A 5324-nucleotide genomic window follows, 5' to 3' on the forward strand; every position below is an offset into this window, starting at 1 on the left:
CAGAGGACTCGTCGCCTCGTCCACTACGTTAGCCAGAGGACTCGTCGCCTCGTCCACTACGTTAGCCAGAGGACTCGTCGCCTCGTCCACGACCGCCTACCCGAAACGCAACGTGACCCGGAGCACTCGGCCGGCCAAAGGCCCTCCACCTTTGGACTGACGAGAATCCCCACCCCAGTGCGGCAGCGACGCATTGGTACTCCGTTCAGTCAATCTTGCAATCGCCTCGCCATCTGTTTGTTGGCACGGACTGTGCGTTGGGTGTGGCCCAGTCCCGATGGGATCCCCCTGGTCGATCATCGATCATTCGGGGATTCGTCCGGGGACCGTCCACACTTGAAATGACAACTTGAGCCCAACCCATGCCGACACTGTTTCGACCCGCCGCATTTGCATTTCTCCCCGTCCTTTTGGCCCTGTTCGCGTTCAATAGCAGTCGTACCTCGGCAGGTCTGATCACGTCGCAGATCGACATTGCGGGTGCAGACCCGACCAGCCTGGAGGTCGGACAAGTGCTGGACGTGACGGTGAAATTGGACGGTTTTGATCCATCCAATCTGTCACTGTGGATGACTACGCTCCAATTGTCCGACACCTTTGCCAATCCGACAGATTTTAATTTCGACGGGCCTGGCATCTTCATCCCCGGAGGCCCGAACTTGTTCGTGGATCCGGGCACGATTCCGACAGGGGGCCTGACAACTTCCGGAGGCCTAACCGTTTCGCTCGCCGGGTGGGGAATTTTTTCGCCCACCTATAGCTTCCGGACTGAGGTTGTTTCGGCGGGGGCAGGTTTCATCCACGTCGGCGGAGCGTTGTTGCAACGGTTTCCATTTTCCTTTTCAAGCGTGGAGCAGGTCGGTCCCGCGACGTTAACCACGTTCGCGAGCACGGCGGCCCCTTCTTTACCTTCGCCCCCTACCCCGACTCCGCCTGGTTCACTGACGACACCCGAGCCTAGCTCGCTTTCGATCTTCGCCGCGTTGGGTCTATACGTCGCCTGCCGGCGCCATCGACGCGCTAACCTGCCGCAAGCCGCTGCTCCAAATACCGGCGCGACCGATTGATCTCCGCGGTCACCGCCTCGGTTGTTTCCAGAATCGGAATCCCCCGCGGAACCGGGTGCATGAAGATCTCGGTCCAGCCATCGAACTGCATCTCGGCGAGCGTTTTGACGATCGGCCCGAAGTCCAATTCACCGCGGCCCGGCATCTGCAACAACTCCTGCTCCTTGGGCAGTTTCGTTTTGCATCCCATGCCGTGCTGCCAGGCATAAAACACGGCAACCGAATCGCCCAGGTCGCGTAGCAATCGACACAGCACCTCGTTGTCTTGCGGCAAATGGTACGGGGCGAACGCGACGCCGATGGCGTCCGACGGCGCCAAGTCCACCAAATAACGCAGCGAATCGGCGTCGTGGATCAAGTTGTTCTCATGATTCTCAATCGCGATCCGCACTCCGTGGTCACGGGCAAGATTGATCGTCGGCGTCAACTTTTTCAAAAATGCTGCGATCGCCTCCTTCAGCGCCGGGCCCGTCAAGTTTCTTGGCCCTGAACCGCCCGTCACGATCAGCTTGCAGCCCAACCGCGAGGCGAGTTGAATTTCGTCGTCGATCCCGAAGGGTCCCAGCTTGTACTGCGTGATGCAGGAAAGCTCCAAGTCGTGATCGCGCAGCATGCCGGCGAATCGGTCTTCGCCGAGCTCGTCCAGTTGCTCCCGCTGGTTTCCATGCACCTTGGGCCAAATGTCGATGCCGGTCGCTCCGATCTTCTTGGCCTCCGGCAAAATCTCCGCCAGCGGCGCGTAGCCGTACATGCACGAGGCGAGTGCGTAACGAAATCGAAACGCCGTCTGGGCCGCTTGGCAAGCACGGGCAAAAGAGAGCGATGCGGACGCGGCGAGGGCCAGGGCAGTGCGACGGTTGACGTTCACGAGAAAGAACCTTGGGGGGGAGATGGGCGGGAGGTTTCGGTCACTTTGGCGACGGATTCTAGCTCAATCGCAACCGACATGCGGAGGATCGATCCGGCGGCACGATCCACAGAGAAACGTCAATCCACCGATGGGAACGCGGAGCCACTGATCTTAACCCGCCTGCTCGCGGTGGATACGGTGTGCCGTCGGTGCTTCATCGGCCGGCCAAGAGACGCGGGCGCTGATTCTGGCTATACTTCGATTCTGGCCATCCGTCAGATCCTTCCCATCCGACCGCACCGCCATTGCAGTCCCGCCCATGCACGCTCGCCTTTGCATCCTCGCCGCCTGTTTGTTGCTCGTCCTGTCGTCGTCCCACGCCGACTCCCCCTGGCCCCAGTTTCGCGGCCCGGGTGGCGACGGCATCGTCACCGACCAACACACGCCACTAACCTTTGGCGAGAAAGAAAACTTGGCTTGGAAAACGGAACTTCCCGGCAAGGCCTGGTCGTCGCCGGTGATCGCCGACGGGGTGGTTTGGGCAACGACGGCGATCGAAGTGTTCCCCAGCGAAGAAGAACGCCTCGATTTGCTTCGCGCCGCGGGCATCGAGGAAAAAAAATTCAAACAGCTCGCCGTTGCCAAGGCGATCCGGCTGAAATTGTTCGCCCTCGATTTGGAATCCGGTCGGCAACTCGCTGAAATTGATTTGACCGAAATTGAAACCCCCGATCCGATCCACTCGCTCAACAGCTATGCCTCACCGACTCCGGTGATCGACGGGCCGAACATCTACTGCCACTTCGGAACCTACGGCACGTTCTGCGTCAATCGCGGCAGCCGCCAAATCGAGTGGCAACGCAAGCTGCCGCTCGATCACTCCGTCGGCCCGGGCAGCTCGCCGTTCATCGACGGACAGCGATTGATCCTGATCCAAGACGGAATCGAGCGTCAATACGTCACGGCACTCGACAAGCTCACCGGCGAAACCCTGTGGGAGACCGATCGACCGGAGATGGATGCCCCCACCGGCGACCAGAAGAAAGCGTATTGCACGCCGATCAAAATCACCGACCGACACGGACGCGAACAATTGATTTGCATGGGATCGCAGTGGATGGTCGCCTATGAACCGGCAACCGGAAACGAAATCTGGAAGGTCCGTCACGGCAAAGGGTTTTCGGTCGTCCCCCGCCCGGTCTATGCCGACGGCGTCGTTTACTTTTCGACCGGCTTTGGCAAACCCCAGCTGTGGGCGGTCAAGGTCGATGGATCCGGCGACGTCACCAACACCCACGTTGCCTGGACGGTGATGAAAGGGATTCCGGCCAAACCCTCACCGATCCTTCATGACGGGCTGATCTATGTGATGGAAGACAACGGGATCGCCAGCTGCTTTGAAGCCGAGAGCGGTGATGAAGTCTGGAAGAAACGCATCGGCGGCAAATACAGCGCGTCCCCGCTGCTCGTCGGCGACCGCATCTACCTGGGATCACACGAAGGAACCGTGACAGTGATCAGCGCCGGTCGCGACAGCGAAGTTCTGGCGGAGAACCAACTGGACGGACAGATCATGGCCAGCCCCGCCGTCGTCGACAACTCGCTGATCGTACGCACCGCCGAAGCGATCTATCGGTTCAAGTAATCTTCCATGACACGTCGTTATTACGCACCGGACTTGCCTCCGAGTGGTGGACTCGTCCCATTGAGTGACGAGGAGGCGAGTCACGCGGCCCGCGTGATGCGTGCCAAAGTCGGCGACGTGATCACCTTGTTCGACGGTTGCGGGCACGAATCCGAATCAACCATCGTTTCGATCGACAAACGCAAGTGCGCCGTTGAAGCCGCCGCCGCGGTGGCGATCGATCGCGAGCCGAAGTGCCGAACCCATTTGGGGATCGCGCTGCCCAAGCCCGAACGCTGTAAAGAAATGATCGAGCGTTTGACAGAACTTGGCGTCCATCGCGTCACGCCGCTCGTCTGCCAACGCACTCAACGCCCACCCACCGATTCGCTATTGACCAAACTGCGACGGATCGTGATCGAATCGAGTAAACAGTGCGAGCGGAATGTCTTGATGCAGATCGATGCACCGACGTCGATGGAAGCGTTTCTCGCCGAGCCGCACACAGGCGTTCGCTGGATCGCGCACCCCGATGGCCGCCCAATCCAATCACTCGCGGCGGAAATCGACGCAGCAACGTCCGCCACGGTCCTGGTCGGTCCCGAGGGAGGGTTCAGCGACGAAGAAGTCCACTCGGCGATCGAGTCGGGCTACGAACAAGTCGGCTTGGGCGCGAGGATCTACCGCGTCGAAACGGCCGCCTGTGTGATGGCAACTCACCTCGCACGTTAGGCTCTGTCTGTTCCCATCATTTCTTTCGCAGCTTCTTGTAGGCATCGGCCAGCGCCTCGTCGCCGCCGACGTTGCCGGGGAAAACGACGTAGGGCAATTCGGGTCGACGACTCTCCGGGCCTAAACTCCAGACCGGAATGCCCGGCAAGATCTGTCCCAGCACCATCGCGCGTTTGACTTCCAACCCCTGGGTCGCCACGTCGCTGGATGTGATGCCTCCCTTGGCGATTAAAAAACGCAGCGGAACATCGACCGCGCGGACGACATCGACGACCGCCTTGGAAACCGCGGTACCGATCCGCAAACTTGATTCGCCATCGGCTCCGGTGACCAAACCCCGTGAGGTGTGCAGCACGACGTCCTGCCCTTGGGCAAGTCGCGCGTTGACGCGTTGGATCACTTCGGCCAAATGCTCGGCGGCCTGATCCGACAACAGCCGCCCGACATCCAACACCACCGCCTGGGGTGCGTCCTGGCCGGCGAGCAAACGATTCAACTGTGTCGTCGTTTTGGGAACGTACGAACCGACGACGATCAGACCTGCCGAGTGGGCCGAGGCGATCATCTGGTCGCCGCGCAACAGCGGTTTCTCCTCCAGCCCCGCGTAGGCTTGGACAAAACTCGCTGCGGTGCGGTAGATCAATTCCGCCCCCGAGCGTTCCGCCAAACGCGCGGCAATCGCGAACGCGCGGGCATCGGCGATGTCGACCGCATTGACGATCAAGACACTTCCCGACGGCAAGGCGGCAATCCGCGCCGCGAGCTGCTGCAAGTCACCTTCGCGAAGCTCCTCGATAGAAACCGAATGCAACGACGTCTGCTCGACCGCCGCCCCGGTCTTTTCTACCACCCAGTCGCGCAAGTTCGAATGACGAAAACCGAAGGTCGCGTCTTGCGCAAACGGCGTGTCCGCCGCCGGCACCAACGAAGCGCATTCGGCCACGTAGTGCGTGTCACCAATCGTCAAACGTCCGCCCTGAAGAAAAAACGGCATGATGACGTGGACCGCCTCGGGATGCCCGAGCGCCTCGGCGACCGCGTCGACTTCGGC

At 60.6% G+C, this 5324-nt stretch carries 5 protein-coding genes; 3 read left to right on the plus strand and 2 right to left on the minus strand.

All coding sequences use genetic code 11. The features are described 5' to 3' along the window. Positions 1 to 362: 362 nt before the first annotated feature. Positions 363 to 1067, plus strand: a complete 705-nt coding sequence (locus ABX749_RS20455; protein WP_372897605.1) for a hypothetical protein — start codon at positions 363 to 365, stop codon at positions 1065 to 1067. Here the strand turns inward: ABX749_RS20455 and ABX749_RS20460 are convergent. Continuing rightward, positions 1021 to 1935: a sugar phosphate isomerase/epimerase family protein gene (locus ABX749_RS20460; protein WP_372897606.1), complete on the minus strand. Its 915-nt coding sequence runs from the start codon at positions 1933 to 1935 to the stop codon at positions 1021 to 1023. The two genes, ABX749_RS20455 and ABX749_RS20460, sit on opposite strands and share 47 nt — an antisense overlap. 301 nt (positions 1936 to 2236) lie before the next feature. Here ABX749_RS20460 and ABX749_RS20465 point away from each other — a divergent pair, with 301 nt between their 5' ends. After that, positions 2237 to 3562: a PQQ-binding-like beta-propeller repeat protein gene (locus ABX749_RS20465; RefSeq protein WP_372897607.1), complete on the plus strand. Its 1326-nt coding sequence runs from the start codon at positions 2237 to 2239 to the stop codon at positions 3560 to 3562. Between the two features lie 6 nt (positions 3563 to 3568). Further along, the gene (locus tag ABX749_RS20470) at positions 3569 to 4273 is read left to right on the plus strand and encodes a 16S rRNA (uracil(1498)-N(3))-methyltransferase (protein ID WP_372897608.1); all 705 of its coding nucleotides are present in this window, start codon (positions 3569 to 3571) and stop codon (positions 4271 to 4273) included. Positions 4274 to 4289: 16 nt separating this feature from the next. Here the strand turns inward: ABX749_RS20470 and ABX749_RS20475 are convergent. Further along, a partial coding sequence (locus ABX749_RS20475; protein ID WP_372897609.1) for a nucleotide-binding domain containing protein occupies positions 4290 to 5324 on the minus strand: 1035 nt, incomplete at its 5' end.

This window comes from Stieleria sp. (assembly GCF_041595215.1).
Lineage (GTDB): Bacteria > Planctomycetota > Planctomycetia > Pirellulales > Pirellulaceae > Stieleria > Stieleria magnilauensis.